The following is a 15,890-nucleotide window of genomic DNA, read 5'->3' as shown; positions in this document are numbered from 1 at the left end:
TAAATTCACGTTTCTATATCTTGCACTTTTAAGGCTTACAAACCGCCGCCAAAATAAAAATAGGCCATTACCGCTAGCGTTACCCAAACTAAAATAATTAACACAGCGACCAAATAATTTTGAGGTCGTCGCTCCTGCTGTTCTAGCCATTCATCAGCTTGTTGTTCTGCATCTAAAATGACTTGCTTAGGCGTAAAACGAAGCGCTAACCAAATAAGAATGGGCAAAATTAAAGCGTCATCGACAAAACCTAAAATAGGAATAAAATCTGGAATTAAATCAATTGGACTAAAAGCATAGGCAACAGCAATTACGGCCAAAATTTTAGGCAATATCGGCATTTGAGGATGCTTCGATGCAAACCAAAGCATAATAATTTGTTTTTTTAGACGTTTTGCCCAATCTTTTAAGGACTGTAACCAAGCCACTCGGACACACTCTGAACGATATAAGTCTGATCATAAAGTATAAAGCTCGTACTTAACTTAAAATTAGGCAAAATAGAAATGTATATTTCCCTTATGTTTAATCATTCTTTTTATTTAAGCTGATCTGATCAATATTTCTTTGCATGACCTTTATGTATATAAAACGAAATCATCTCCACGACAAAAGCTTGCTAAAGTTAGGCCAGATATTTTTGCGAGCCGAATTGCCATACTAGTTGGGGCTGAAATTGAAGCCAATAAACCAATATTAAGCTGAGCGCATTTACGGATTAATTCGTAGCTTGCACGACTAGTCATGACAACAAAACCCAAACTGGTGTCATAGTTTTCTTGAGCTAAATAACCCAGTAGTTTGTCTAAAGCATTGTGACGGCCAACATCTTCAAATAAAGCCATGATTTTGCCTTGAACCACCCAAGCTGCGGCATGAGCACCACCTGTTAAGGCAGTAATTTTTTGTTGATCTTTTAATTGAGAAATCGCGACTGGAATTTGTTCGAGCCACTCTTTGGAAGGTTCGATGGTAATTTTAGAAATATCGAGCTGAAGCTGCTCCAAACTTTCAATGCCACACAAACCACAGCCTGTACGACCCACTAACATCCGTCGCCTTTCTTTTAACGCAGCAAATGCTCGAGATGAAATGGTCATATTCACTTCAATTCCCAGTTCACTTTCATAAACCTCAATGGCATATAACTCTTTTAAGCTCGTTAAAATTCCTTCGGACAGACTAAAACCTTTAGCGAACACACTCACATCGGTAGGCGTTGCCATCATTACTGCATGAGAAATGCCGTTATATACCAAAGCAATCGGATGCTCTTGAACAATATTATCTAAAACACTTTCAGATTCGGTTTTCTTAAACCGCTTTACTTGTAATGTTTCAACCCCATAAGAATGTGGTGTCAAAATAATTTCCTTTATCTTGAAATGGCGCTTGTTTAGAGCGCCATTTGTTTGAATTACACTTTTAATATCGCTGTTGATTTAAAGGCTACTTACTTTCTTATCGGCATCTTCAGGGTCAACTGCTGTTGCCAAGTTAAAATGCTCTGGTGCATCACCAGCATGCAATATCACAGGAACACTTTTTGAAGCTGGAATCTTGGCGTATTTATCATGACTGCTTAACGCCACCAAAGGATTGGTCTCTGGATAGTACGCAGCTAAGCTGCCCCGCGGAATGTTGTATGGCACAATGCGGAAACTATGCACAATACGTTTCACACCATCTGAGAAAACACTTTCAATATCAACCCACTGATTTGCTTCAAAGCCCGCTTCATCAATATCGGCTTGGTTCATAAACAATACACGGCGCTGCCCAAAGACTCCGCGGTAACGGTCATCGAGACCATATAGCGTCGTGTTATATTGGTCATGAGAACGAGTGGTCATTAAGGTATAAACTTTGCTCTCGGTATAGGCGGCAGCATATTGATTTTCTTTATCGCCATAGACTTCATTGAGTGGTGTAATCATAAACTGAGCTTTACCACTTTTTGTGTTCCAAATATGCTGATTAGCCGGATGCTCTAGATGGAAACCACCCGGGTTATAGACACGTAAATTAAAATCATGGAACTCATCAAAAACCTCAGCAATTGAGTCACGAATACGATCATAGCTTTCAATGTACCATTTCCATTTGATCTTGCTGTCTGGTAGCACCGCTTCAGCCATTCTTGCCACGATGTCTGGTTCAGATAAAATATTTTCAGAAATTGGGGTATTGCGCCCAGCCGACAAATGAATATTACTCATTGAATCTTCGACTGAAATGGCCTGCGGGCCATGCAGCTGCTCATCAATTTCGGTACGGCCCAAACATGGCAAAATCAGCGCCTCTTTACCACAAACCAAATGACTACGATTTAACTTAGTTGCAACATGAACGGTTAAATTACACTTTCTAAGTGCTTCTTGGGTATACGGTGTATCTGGCGTCGCAACTGCAAAGTTACCACCCAAACCAATAAAGACTTTAACCTCGCCTTCAGCCATAGCTTTAATGGTTTCAACGACACCATGCCCATTTTTTCTAGGGGATTTAATCCCAAACACGCGGTCAATGTTATCGAGTAATTTAGGACTAGGTAACTCATTAATGCCCATGGTTCGGTCGCCTTGCACATTACTGTGCCCACGAACTGGACATAGCCCTGCACCTGGCCTGCCAATTTGACCACGTGCCAACAATAAATTCGCTAACATATGTACATTGGCAGTTCCGTGGCGATGCTGGGTAATGCCCATTCCCCAACAAAAAATTGAACGTTCAGACTCTAAAAAGAGTTTGGCTAGTTTTTCTAGATGTTCAGCCGACAAACCTGAATGTTTATAAATATCTGCCCATTCAGTTTTTTCAACCTCAGCAATCATTTCATCAAAACCAATGGTATTGACCGCAATAAAGTTTCGGTCAAAAACACTTGGTTTTCCTGAGGCAAGGGCTTTTTTATCCCACTCATTTAAGTGCTTTAAAATACCTAACATCAGTGCATAGTCACCACCAATTTTAGGTTGGAAATAATAACGGCTAATAGGTGTACTGCCATTGGTCATCATTTCAAGTGGTGCTTGTGGGTCTTGGAAACGTTCAAGTCCTCGTTCTTTAATTGGGTTAATCGCAACAATGTTGCCGCCACGTTTAGACACTTCACGCAAAGTACCTAACATACGTGGGTGATTGGTTCCTGGATTATGCCCAAAACTAAAAATTGCATCGGCTAAATCAAAGTCTTCTAGGGTGACTGTGCCCTTTCCTAAACCAATCGAATCAAGCAGTCCAACGCTTGTTGTTTCATGGCACATGTTCGAACAATCTGGAAAGTTATTTGTACCAAAGCTTCGCACAAACAGTTGATATAGAAATGCCGCTTCGTTGCTAGCGCGACCAGACGTATAAAATGCCGCTTGGTCTGGGTTGTCTAGCGCATGTAAATGCTTAGCAATAATCTGAAAAGCTTCATCCCATGAAATGGGTACATATTTATCAGTTGCCGCATCGTAGCGAACTGGATCGGTTAAACGCCCTAAGTCTTCAAGAAAAAAATCACTTTGTTCAGACAACCAACTGACTGTATGACCTGCAAAATATTCAGGAGTAACTGTTTTACTCGTTGCTTCAAAGGCAACCGCTTTTGCTCCGTTTTCACAGAAATTAAACGCATGAGCATTTTTCTTTTCAGGCCATGCGCATCCCGGACAATCAAAGCCTGTAGGCTGGTTAATATTGAGTAAGGTAATCGAACCTTTTTTTAAAATATCTTGTCGTTTTAGATTTCGAGCGACACTCAGTAGTGCCCCCCATCCCCCAGCAGGATGAGTGTAGGGTTCAATTCGCGCAAAGCCGTTATTTTCTTGTATATGCTTTTGTTCTTCAGAATTATCCACTTTGTCATCCTCTTATTTCTTTTTACACATTCAACAGATGCAATAAATTCACAATTTAATTATGGTTATATCTACGCTATCTGCTGTCTAGCTTATGGGTAGAGTCCGCTTTTTATGCTATTCCCAATATTTTAAAAGCTGGCTCAATCGTTCTTATAATATGTGCCATATTTTTTATAATTACAATAATTTAGCCAAATCTAAAAAATCATTTAAATTAAATAATAACAATACCTTAACATCAGAAAGATCTATTTTTTACAGATAAAAACATAATTAACTTTATATTTTTCACAAATAGAAATGGTGTGATGAACTGAAATTTACGTCATTTTAAGTAGGTTTTTATTGGTTTAAGCAGTATAAATTAATTGAAAAAAACAGATTTAGAGAACGTATGAAGGTTGTGATTGCGCCAGATTCTTTTAAAGACAGCCTGTCGGCTTTGGGCGTAGCACAGGCAATTGCTCAAGCATGGCAAGAGGTTTTTCCTGAGGCCGAAACAATTCTATGCCCTATGGCAGATGGGGGTGAAGGCACACTTGAAGCAGTGTTAGAAGTCTGCAAAGGTGAATGGCGTGAAAAAACCGTAATTGGACCCTTAGGTAAACCTGTTCAGGCAAAATGGGGATGGTTAGAACAACAAAAAATAGCCATTATTGAAATGGCTCAAGCCAGCGGCATACAATTAGTGCCACCTTCAGAACGTGATGCCTGCCAAAGCACAACTTTTGGAACAGGCCAGCTCATTTTAGATGCTTTAGACGCAGGCGCAAAAGACATTATTTTAACTGTTGGTGGTAGTGCAACCAATGATGGCGGTGCAGGACTACTCCGTGCCCTAGGCGCAGTGTTATTAGACTCGGAGCAACAAGTTTTGCCCGATGGTGGCCTCGCATTACACACACTGTCAAAAATTGATTTAACGCATTTCGACCCACGTATTCAGCAAACACGTTTTTTATTGGCTGCCGATGTCACCAATCCACTCTGCGGTCCAAATGGGGCGTCTCATATTTTTGGTCCACAAAAAGGTGCCACCCCTGCTCAAGTACAGTTACTTGACCAAGCCCTTGCCCATTTTGCCAATGTGTCTGCGGAGCTTTTGGGTTTCGACAAGCGAGATGAAGCTGGTTCTGGCGCTGCGGGAGGTTTAGGCTTTGCAGCCAAAAGTTATTTAAACGCAGACTTTAAAGCTGGAGTTGAAGTTGTGGCTGAACTCAATCAGCTTGCCAGTAAAATCACTAACGCAGACTGGGTTATTACAGGTGAAGGTAAATTTGACCGACAGACTTTAAATGGCAAAACAGTTTTTGGTGTGAGTCGAGTCGCGAAAATGCAAAATATACCTGTTATTGTGATTGCAGGAACTTTAGGCGAAGGTTACCAAGCGCTTTATGAACACGGCGTTACGGCTGCTTTTTCACTGACAAATGGCCCAATCACATTAGAACAAGCCTGCGAACATGCAGCAGAACTCATTTTCGAAAGAACAATCGATATTGCGAGATTAATTCAGTTTAATATGAAATAACCGCTAAAAATTACTTAGTTATCTTTAAAACAGTCAAACCAACAAATAGGAATGTCTTATGAACGTTATTGATGCTATTCAGAAGCGTCGTGCTATTAAGCGCTTCGATCCTTCATTTCAAGTCTCTGAAGAAAATAAACAACAGTTATTACATGAAGTTTTAGCAAATGCACCAAGTGCATTTAATTTACAGCACTGGCGCCCTGTTGTAATTGAAGACGCTGAACTAAGACAAAAAATTCGTACTATTGCTTGGGACCAACCTCAAGTTACAGAAGCATCATTACTCATTGTGTTATGCGCAAAAGTAAACTCATGGGAAGTCGATGCCAAACGTGTGTGGGATGGGGCTTCTCCGGAAGTTCAAAATATTATGGTTGGTGCAATTGACCAATATTACCGTGACCGCCCACAAACTCAACGTGATGAAGTTATGCGTAGTGCGGGTATTTTTGCTCAAACCTTGATGCTTCTTGCTCAAGAGCATGGTTTAGACAGTTGCCCAATGGATGGTTTTGACTTTGATGCGATGGCGAAGCTGATTAACTTACCTGAAGATCACGTGGTGTGTTTAATGATTGCAGTTGGTAAATCGGCGACTCAACCTTACCCACGTGTGGGCAAACTTCCTTTTGATGATGTAATTATTCAAAATACATTCTAAGGTTTTAGTCAGATTTTAGGCTTCCATACAATTCTATATTTTTTAATATGAATCGTTGGAAGCCTTCAATTTTGTATCATGATAAATCTGATTTTGAGTCCTATTTAAACTGGATCAGAAAATAATCTAATAATCTCTCCCTTTCCCCTGCCTTATTTGGGTCTAAAAGTTGAACCATGGCCCCATCAATCACAAACAAGAACATGTGCGCATCTTGTTTTGAAGCATTTACATTGGTTGTTAAAAGCAAATTATAGATTTCATTAATAAACCAGTTTCGATATTCAACGACCACCTGATAGGCCTTTGGATGTGTTTTTGAAATCTCAAAAATGGCTTTAAAAGGCAAATGGTAGAGTCCATCTAAGTCGACATGTAAAAAGTAAATTTTGCGAATTTTTTCAAGCAGTGTTAATTCTTTTTGAACGTAGATGATTGAAATGACCTCTTGTTTAAGGCCATCTTTTTGAAAAGTCAGGCTCATTTCAATAAGACGTTCTTTTGAGTGAAAGTAATTATAAAAAGTCGCTTTTGGGATTTTCGCCGACTCAATAATGCGGTCTACCCCGACTTTGTGAAAACCGTATTTATTAAAAAGAAATCGGGAGGTATGAAGCACGCTTAAAGCACGGAAAGGGAGATCTGAATATGGCATAGTTTTACCGTTATAAATTAAATTTTTGTTGTATATAAATGAGATAAAAATGCCGCTACCCTTTTAGGGAGAAAAAAAGGCATAGCAAAGCCGTAAAGACTGTGCTTGGCACATCTCAAGTTTTATTGTTGATTAAGTTTTTTAGATGAAGCGATTTAAAGCCTGAAAAGCCTAATGGCCATCAAACTGCTTTAAAAGTTTAAGTCGTGTCGATAAAGACTTTGGCAAAGGCTGCCAAGAAATTAAGAATGTGCAAAGCCAACTCCTTTTTATTGGGAGTTCTGCCAGACATTAATAGGAATTATGGTGGCAGAACGAAAGGGGGTTAGCAGACTGGCTCAAGACCCAGCACACCCGAAGGTGTCCCCCTTCCGTCCTACCGCAACAAAAGGGAGACGAACGAGTTCACATTAAAAAAACGAGTTTTTTCAATGCTCTTGAGTACGGTCTGCTAAAACCGACTGGCAATGTAGGCCAGCAGGCAAAGGATAGTGCTCTGCCCTTTTGCAGTCAAGAACACAAAATGACATTTGTTTTAAATTAGATCATTAAAAAGTAAGGATAAATAATGGGATAGGTATTGTTAAATGGGGGTTTATAAAGGAGTGTTTAAAAGAAATTTATCATAGAAGAGGCTAATCTTAGGCAATCCTTTATATTATTTATGTATTTCCATAGTTCACTAATATTTTTAATACCTGAAATTTTATAATCTAAAAATATTATTAAAATGCTTATTAAACACACTATTTATTTTTTTTGTAAACTAAAAAACTGACTAGGGTTTCTTCAATTAGAATTTATATTTATACTCTCTCCCTACATAAAATTTTAAACTTTAATCAAAGATCAGAAAGATGAAAAGAAATTATTTAAACTTAAACATTTACAATGGAATGGTCAGTTTTGAAAACTTAGAGTTTTGAAAACTTAGAGTTTTGAAAAGATGATACAAGTTCATACGCAGAAGCATTTGATTTTTTTATTAAACTTACTCAAGAAATAGTTGTACCCGAAAAGGATTTAAAGGGTAAAAATCAAGCAATAGAAAAACTAGACATATTAGTAAGAGTAATTAATACTCTTGTAAATTTTGATGAAGAAAACCATAAATTAGATGAAAAACTCTTATTTATACTTTCTATTATAAATAAAAATTTCAATAAATTTATTGAATATGACATTAGTGTTACTGAATTACTAAGAGAGATTAATACAACACTTGACAATGAATTAGCAGAAATATTTAAAAACTATCTTGACCCAAACTTCAATTTATTTACTTTTAAACAATTAAGCAAAAACTCTCTAGAAGAAAAGTTAACTAATTTAAAACTAAAAGATGAATTAATATCTGTACAAAAATATTATAGTGACAACTTAGTTAAACTCAATAAAATTGAAAATTCAAATAAGAACCAATCAAGTGCGGATATTTATTCAAAAATTGAAAATGATTTTAAAAAATTAGAAGCAAAGTATAGATTTTACTTTTTTACTTTTGTAATCTTAACTTTTATGTTTACTGTAGGTTACAATCCATTAATTGGAATATGGGATAATATAGTAGGTTTATCTTGTAGCCTATCAATAAATACAAGTCCTAATTGCTTAACACTAAATAATCAAACTTTATATCCATTCAATGGAAACACATTAAAATATATTATTTTTAAATTTGCAATTTTATTGGTCGGGATCACTCTATCAACATATTTTTTAAAACTTACGAGTTTCTATCAGTTAAGACAAGAGCAAGCAAAACAAACAAAACTTGAGTTAGAAGCCTTTCCAGATTATGTTTCAGGAATGGATCAAGATGTTGCCAATAATATCAGAGAAGAACTTGCACTGAAATACTTTGGTAAAGATGTTGATAAAACACAAATAGATAAATCTGGAGATTTATTACAAGATCAAATGAAAATAAATACAGATATACTTAAAGCCACCATAGATTTATTTAAGAGCACAACATCAGCAAATAGTAAAGATGGAGATGGTAAACAAAAGAATCCTTCTTAATCATAGTAAAAATTTGAATCGGAATATTATTAATTAGAAGGGGCTATTTTTCTTAATTATAGCCTCTACAAATGACATTAAAGCCAATTAAATCTTCTATATTTAATAGTGAATATAACTCCTAATCAGATTAAAAAACTAAATTAATTTTCGTTTGAAAAACTTAAATAAGCCTATCTTAAGATAAGCCTATCTGTTACTAAATATAAAATGTATATCAATATTATAAAAAAATTAAATTCAAGTTGGTTTAAAATCTTTTCCTAGCATAGAGATCACATCATCCACTACTAAAAGTAGTTTTTCTAGATTAACTTTTCTTGATAAGTGATGTTCACGACGCTCCATACTTTTTGATATAAAATATTCATTTGCAGACTGCCAATATTCACTATTAACCATTTCTTCAGGTATAGTTGCCATAGCATAAGGTTGCAATACTCCTTCAACACTTACTTGATGAAAAAGCTCACAAAAAGCAGCTAGTTTTTTATCCGTTGTCACAACCCAGCAATCTTGTTTTACTTTATCTAAAAATTTATTATCCATTGAATTTGCTGCATGCAACAAATGAATATCACTCGCTGCATTAAACGCTATTTTCCAAATTTGACTTATTTCTGTAGCACGCTTGCCCTTTTTATATAGAACTGAGTTTTTTCTAATTTGTTTACAAAATTCTTTAATGTTTCCTTTTTCAAGTTTTGTTGTATTAAAAAAACAATATTTGGCTATTTCAATTTCTGTAGCACTTAACAAATCAATTTTTTCTTCTAGCAGGTCAACATAAGCTTTAAATTTTTCAATTGAAGTACCTGAATAACAATATTCAATGTAATTTAAACAAAGGAAATTAAGATAAGGTAATACGAATACTAACTTTGCTTCAGTAGTCAAATCTCCAAAACCATAGTCACTACTAAAACCAGTATAAGCCTTTCGTGTACTATTAGGCGTATCAACGAAATTTGGTAAATGTGCTGAACAAAAAGCCTCATAGAAATCCATACAGATTTTAGCATTTTGTGGGGGCATTTCTTTCAATGCAAACCCTGGAGATAAGCAGACACTATATGGATTACATCGTTGAAGCAATTTAATTAAATTATCTAATCCATTCTCTCTAACAGATCTCCACTTATTTCCCGCTTTAACTGTCTGTTCCATTTTTATTAAGATATTACAATCTAATACTAAAGTAGTTTCAATTCCCTTGGCTTTATTTCTATTTACTAGAATAGGATCTAATTTGGGGATATTTAAACCTAAATGATTCGGTTTTATAAAGATTGCCTTGTTTTCACTCATTTAAATTCACCTAAAAAACATTAAGAAAATATAAATTATATAAAAACCTAATTAAAAGGAAGAATGTGTAATAAGCTATACGACAGAATATGACGCCAGCTTTAATACTTTAGGCTATCCTGTCTAAAGTAAAAATTACTTATTGGCAACTTAAATTACATACTCTAGAACCAAAAAAGTTCCAATATTAATAGGGATTTATGCTTTTGAATATTATTAGTTAATTCGCCTACAATAATTTAAATAAAAAAAGCTAAGCCCCGATTACCGAGGCTTAGCTTTGAAAAATAATTTTAAATTAAAAAATTACTTATTTGATGTCTGTAAACTCAGAAACAGGTTTGTTAACTTCAACTTTTGTACCTGCAAATTTTTCGCTCACAAACTTTTGTACTTTAGGTAAGTGGTAAAGTTCACCTAACTTCGTATAGATCGGGTCATTTTTATTCGCTTCAGCCACACCTAATAAGTTCACATAAAGCTTTGTAGACTGGTCAACAGGTTCACGGAAGATAGAATCTTTCAGTACGTTTAAACCGCCTTCAAGTGCCAATGTATTACCCAATACAATTGCATCAACGTCGTTTTTAACACGAACTGCTGTAGTCATTTGAATTGGTTTTAATTTCAAACCTTTAGGATTTTCAGCAATATCATTGGTCGTCCCTTTTACAGGATCAAAGTCTGGTTTAAGTTTAATGAGTTTAGCAGACTGTAATAATATTAATGCACGAGCTTCATTAGCAGTATCGTTTGGAATCGCGATTGTAGCGCCTTGTGGGAACTCATCAACAGTTTTAGCTGTATTTGCATAAAGACCCATTGGTTCCAAGTAAGTTGTTGCAACAGCAGCAACTTTAGCTGTATTAGAAGCGTTGTAAGCTGCTAAATAGTTAAATGACTGGAACGCATTTACGTCTTGTTCACCACTTGCTACAGATGTATTCAATACAACGTAGTCAGTCAGGTTAGTTACTTCAAGTTTAATACCCGCTTCTTTAGTCTCAGGAAGCGTTGCAACATATTTCCATACGTCAGTATCTGAACCTGTTGAAACAAGTTTAATTGTGCGTACTGATTCAGTTTTGTCTTTAGCTGGTGCTGTATTTTCAGTTTGTGCAGGTTGTTTATTACATGCAGTCAGTGTGAGTACAGATGCGCTGAACAGGACACTAAATAATTTTTTCATAGATACATCCTAAAATAGGAAACGCCTACTCTACAAAAGAGCGCGGCATTCCCAACCATTGGGTCGAAATGCAATATTTGGCTGGAAGTTATTCCAGATATATAAGGGTTTAGAAGCCTGAATTCAGCCTTATTTCTTCCTTGATCTTGCTCGCTGAACAACAGAATTATGTTTTGAATCAGTTTCTAAATATTGGATCATCATATATCAATAAGTGAATATTCTACAAATAACTTGTTCGATTTTGATATATAGACGTGCTCTTGGTAAGGTACTGATAATAAAAAACATATTATATAAATAAAACAGTTTTGATTAAAATATGTACTTATTTGATTTATATGAAATTTTCAGGATTTATTAGCAATATTTAAGCTAACTATGACTGTAATTTATGTCCTATGCACAAAAAAGCCCCTGTTTTCACAAAGGCTTTTAAATTAGTTAGTTAAACTCAGTTTCAATTATTTATGAACCCAAGGCACAGCTGGTGAGCCAATCCACGCAGATTTAGCAGGAATATTTTCACCTTTCATAACTAATGTTAATGGCCCTAACACTGCATGGTGGCTAACATTGGCGTTATATAAAATAATACTACGTGAATTTACGACTACATCATTTCCAATATTCACTTGTCCAATTTTCATAATACGATCTTCAAACAAGTGGGTTTGTGGACCTGAGAAGCTATTAAACTCTGCACGGTCACCAATGCTTACACAGTCAAACTCAGTGATATCAGCCGTATCCATGTAAACATCTTTACCAATTTGAACACCCAAAATACGCAAGAAGAATGGCAGCATTGGCGTTCCTCTTAAGTAGTTTAAGAAGTTAGGAATCGCAACTGATTCATATAAGCTGGTAATCCCTTCACTTAACCATACAAACATGGTCCACATTGGCGCTGAACGCGGTTGATAACGACCAATTAAAGTCCACTTCATCAATGCAACAATAACGAAGCAGCCGACACCATAGAGTAAACCAGCAAGCGTTAAAGCCAATAAACCAGTTGGGATGTTGTATTTATTAATAACATCAATAATCTCAAGCACGATCATATAACCCACGCCAATTGCGAGTGCGGCTGGTAATACAACACGAAGACCTTCAATAAAACCACGCATGAAACGGCGCTTGAAACTTGGCTTAAAGGTTAAATGGTCTGGATATTTTTCGGCAGCTTCACGTGCAGGCAATAATAATGGCGGCGAACCAAACCAAGTTTGACCATCATACATTTCAAGGTTATCTGGTGTTTTTGACTGTACGCCAATTAAAACGTTATCTGGTAAAACAGTTCCATCAGCAATATAAGCACTGTTTCCGACAAAGCTACGGTTACCGATTTTGGTCGATTTTAATGTCATCCAACCGCCTTTAATTTCTTCATCGCCCAACATTACCGCATCGGCAATAAAGCTTTCTTCACCCAAAGTTAGCATTTCAGGAATAACGCCATTTGCGGTAGAAATTTCAGTATTTTTACCTACTTTTGCCCCTAACATGCGGAACCATGTTGGCGCATAAATCGTAGCAAACAGACCGTGCAATGTTTGTAAGCTTGTTTCTAAAATTTGAGATGCAAACCATTTACGATAATACGTGCTGCCATGAACAGCGTACGTTCCAGTCTCAAGACGAGGCAATGCAATTTTGCGTATTGCTGAAGAAATGACAGCAGTAATCATCATCATCATTGCACTAGCTGGAATGGCTAAAACAAAATAATAAAGTGCGATTTGTAGGTGGTCATTCGTACTAATATTAAATACATTTGCATCTAACCAATCGACCAAAAGAAAGCTTGGGAAAATTGGAATAAAGAATAGGCAAGCAATAATTAGCGCACTAATTCCGTAATATCCATATTCAGAAATCTTACGAATAAACGATAATTTAGGACGTTCTGGCATTTTAGCCTGCTCATCGATATGCCCTATTTTTTTAGCTGGCGTACCATCCCAAATTTCTCCGGCTGGTATTACTGTGTCATATTCAATTGAAGTTAAGGCATTTACATGAGCTTGTTTTTCTAACACTGTATTTTCTTCTAATACAGCATAGGAACCCACATAGCTATCTTCTTTAAGATGAATTGAACCCAACACCAAATGACCGTGCTCGACTTTGGCATTTTCTAAATTCACTTGAGAGCCAATACTCACTCCATCTTCAACAGTAAGTAAAGATGGCATGCGAATATGAACTGAACTAATGGTGACATCATGTCCAATTTTTGCGCCGAGTGCTTTTAAATAGAGGTTAAGTAAAGTTGAACCAGACAATAAATAAACTGGTGAAATATTGCTAATACGGTCTGCTAACCACCAACGGAAATACGTCATTCCCCAAAGTGGATAACGCCCTGCACCAACGCCCAACATTAATAATCGTTTAACGGCAATTGAAACGACGAAACTGGTAATAATAACGCTGATATAAACCAATAGAGACAACGCGATTGCATATGGAATGCTGTCTCGGGTTCCACCAGTAAAATAGTGATAGGTAAAGAAAGGCGCCAACCACTGCAAAATATTAATCGAAATTAAAACGGGAATAGTCGCAAGCTGTGCAATACCACATAACCATTTATAAGTTTGATTACGCGGGTTGTCTTGCCCAATCTGGCTATCAAATAAAGTAGGTTCTGGTTGCTCTAACATTAAAGCGGCAATTGCTCCCACTCTTCTCGCTTGATATAAGCTTTGAATTGTAAGATGGCTATATTGGGGATGTTCACGCAGATTTGAAACTAAAACAGCGGCTAAAAGCGAATGCCCACCTAAATCATCAAAGAAATCCGAATCTAGTTTAATCGGCATGTTTGGAAACAAGCGATTCAAAATTTCAAATAGAATTTCTTCGGCTGGATTTTGCGGCTGATCAGATTCGCTGCGGTCAATCACACTCGTAAGCGGTCTTGCTTTTAAAGCCTTACGGTCAATTTTTCCAGACAATAAACGCGGTACTTCTTCAATAATTTCAAAACGATTTGGCACCATATAAGGTGGTAAACGTTGACCTAGAGTATGACGAAGCTGCTTAATTTCTATGGGCTGTTTCGCATCAAGCTCAGATGCAATAAAAGCAATCAGCTGATCAATTCCGTCTTCTTGACGTAGAATTACCGCTGCTGTGCCAATGCCGTCAATATCACAAAGCGCAGCTTCAATTTCACCGAGTTCAACACGGAAACCACGAATTTTCACCTGATCGTCAGCACGGCCTAAACAGTGTACTTGACCAAATTCATCAATTTTTGCCAAATCCCCAGTCCGGTAGAGCAATTCTTCATCCGCACTCATTGCCCATGGGTTTTCAATAAACTTATCAGCCGTTAAATCAGGTCGTCCTAAATAGCCTGGTGCCACACTCGGACCAAAAATACAGAGCTCACCTGTTTCACCTTGAGACAGTAATTCTCGTTCTGCATTAATCACCAACATACCGTAGTTTGGTAATGGTTTCCCAATCGTGACGGGTTTACCACGTGCTAACGACTCAAGGCTTGCAGTAACCGTAGTCTCAGTTGGACCATAAGTGTTAAACATTTGATGGTGAGGTAATGCCCAACGGTCAACCAGTGAATCCGGACACATTTCCCCACCTAAGTTGATAATTCTTAAGTTAGGTACATCTTCAGGGAATAAAGCCAGTAATGTTGGAACTGCGTGTAATACTGTAATTTGTTCCTGCTTTAATGTTTGGCATAAACGTTCAGGGTCACTGACAAGCGACTTAGGTGCAATCCACAAAGTTGCACCAACCAAATAAGAAAGCCAAATTTCTTCAAACGACATATCAAAAGCGACCGAAAAGCCTTGATAGACTTTATCTTGCTCTTGAATATCTAAAATATTATTTTCACTACGTAGAAAGTGACAAATATTTTTTTGGGTAATCACAATACCTTTCGGCTTACCCGTTGAGCCTGACGTATAAATAATATACGCAGGTTGATCGGAGGTCGTTCTAGCTAAAGGAATATTTTCACTGAGTGGCTTTTGAAGTTCTGTATTTGTCCATTTTGTTTGTGGCACTTCAGCTAAGTGTTCATACCATTCATCGGTAGTGATCATCCCGACAGCTTCGGCATCTTCAAGACAAACCGCAATACGGTCGGCTGGCGTATCCATATCAAAAGGAAGCCACGCTGCGCCACTCAAACAAATAGCCAATTGGGCTTTTAAAAGCTCAATACCACGAGGTACCCATAACCCAACAATATGACCTGGTTTAACCCCTCTTATCGTCAAATGTTGAGCCATAATTAAGGCTTGCTGATATAACTCCCCATACGTCAACGTTTTATTTGCTTCAATTAAAGCTGTTTTATCTGAGAGATTTTGAGCAGTTTGAATAAAAATATCGGCGAGTACTTCATCTTGCAAAAATTCGGGGTGAGATTTACCACGAATAATATTTTTCGAACTTGTTACGAATTGGTTCATTTTTTATAACTCACTTTAATTTTTTGATTTAGCTAAAATAAAGTCATGTTTGAGTTTTTCTGACCTATTAAAGAAATCAATTGCTATGTAATAAATTAAAGAGTTGAACTTAAATGAAGATTAAAGTTTTTATTTTAAGAGTGGATAGTGAGTTATTAAATGAGAAGAACAATCGATTTTTATTACTTATAAATCAAACTA

The 15,890-nt window shown here is 36.7% G+C and carries 10 protein-coding genes; 3 read left to right on the top strand and 7 right to left on the bottom strand.

What is annotated here, in order from left to right; genetic code table 11:
- Positions 1-35 precede the first annotated feature (35 nt).
- The 3 genes from FY048_RS00375 to FY048_RS00365 all read right to left on the bottom strand — a co-directional run bounded on the left by FY048_RS00375 (position 36) and on the right by FY048_RS00365 (position 3,851).
- Positions 36-428, bottom strand: coding sequence for a YkvA family protein (locus tag FY048_RS00375; RefSeq protein ID WP_174744009.1), 393 nt, complete (start codon positions 426-428; stop codon positions 36-38).
- A 150-nt stretch (positions 429-578) separates the two neighbouring features.
- Positions 579-1,364, bottom strand: coding sequence for a formate dehydrogenase accessory sulfurtransferase FdhD (gene fdhD, locus FY048_RS00370; RefSeq protein ID WP_446089732.1), 786 nt, complete (start codon positions 1,362-1,364; stop codon positions 579-581).
- A gap of 78 nt (positions 1,365-1,442) precedes the next feature.
- A complete protein-coding gene (locus tag FY048_RS00365; protein ID WP_446089731.1) occupies positions 1,443-3,851 on the bottom strand; it encodes an FdhF/YdeP family oxidoreductase in 2,409 nt (802 codons plus the stop codon).
- 397 nt (positions 3,852-4,248) lie between these two features.
- On the opposite strand from FY048_RS00365, the gene FY048_RS00360 reads away from it, so the two are divergent.
- Positions 4,249-5,385 carry a glycerate kinase gene (locus tag FY048_RS00360; protein ID WP_446089730.1) on the top strand — a complete coding sequence of 379 codons (1,137 nt, stop codon included), beginning with the start codon at positions 4,249-4,251 and terminating at the stop codon, positions 5,383-5,385.
- 58 nt (positions 5,386-5,443) lie between these two features.
- On the top strand, positions 5,444-6,049 hold the full coding sequence (locus FY048_RS00355) for a nitroreductase family protein (RefSeq protein ID WP_446089729.1): 606 nt from the start codon (positions 5,444-5,446) through the stop codon (positions 6,047-6,049).
- 100 nt (positions 6,050-6,149) lie between these two features.
- Here FY048_RS00355 and FY048_RS00350 read toward each other — a convergent pair whose 3' ends face one another.
- Positions 6,150-6,704 (bottom strand): TetR/AcrR family transcriptional regulator, encoded by a 555-nt coding sequence (locus FY048_RS00350; RefSeq protein WP_446089728.1) that lies wholly within the window; start codon positions 6,702-6,704, stop codon positions 6,150-6,152.
- 1,518 nt (positions 6,705-8,222) lie between these two features.
- On the opposite strand from FY048_RS00350, the gene FY048_RS00345 reads away from it, so the two are divergent.
- Complete coding sequence (locus tag FY048_RS00345) at positions 8,223-8,729, top strand: hypothetical protein (RefSeq protein WP_446089727.1); 507 nt, start codon at positions 8,223-8,225, stop codon at positions 8,727-8,729.
- Between the two features lie 240 nt (positions 8,730-8,969).
- Here FY048_RS00345 and FY048_RS00340 read toward each other — a convergent pair whose 3' ends face one another.
- From FY048_RS00340 to posA, 3 genes are all read right to left on the bottom strand, one after another.
- Positions 8,970-10,037, bottom strand: coding sequence for a hypothetical protein (locus tag FY048_RS00340; protein WP_446089726.1), 1,068 nt, complete (start codon positions 10,035-10,037; stop codon positions 8,970-8,972).
- 310 nt (positions 10,038-10,347) lie between these two features.
- Entirely contained in the window at positions 10,348-11,226 is an 879-nt protein-coding gene (locus FY048_RS00335) for a MetQ/NlpA family ABC transporter substrate-binding protein (RefSeq protein WP_446089725.1), read from the bottom strand.
- A 464-nt stretch (positions 11,227-11,690) separates the two neighbouring features.
- The gene (posA, locus tag FY048_RS00330; protein WP_446089724.1) at positions 11,691-15,689 is read right to left on the bottom strand and encodes a delta-poly-L-ornithine synthetase PosA; all 3,999 of its coding nucleotides are present in this window, start codon (positions 15,687-15,689) and stop codon (positions 11,691-11,693) included.
- Between the last annotated feature and the right edge of the window lie 201 nt (positions 15,690-15,890).

Source organism: Acinetobacter sp. 1124_18A, from assembly GCF_052824995.1.
Note: the sequence above shows the minus strand (reverse complement) of the source record. Positions and strands in the feature narration are given on the sequence as shown.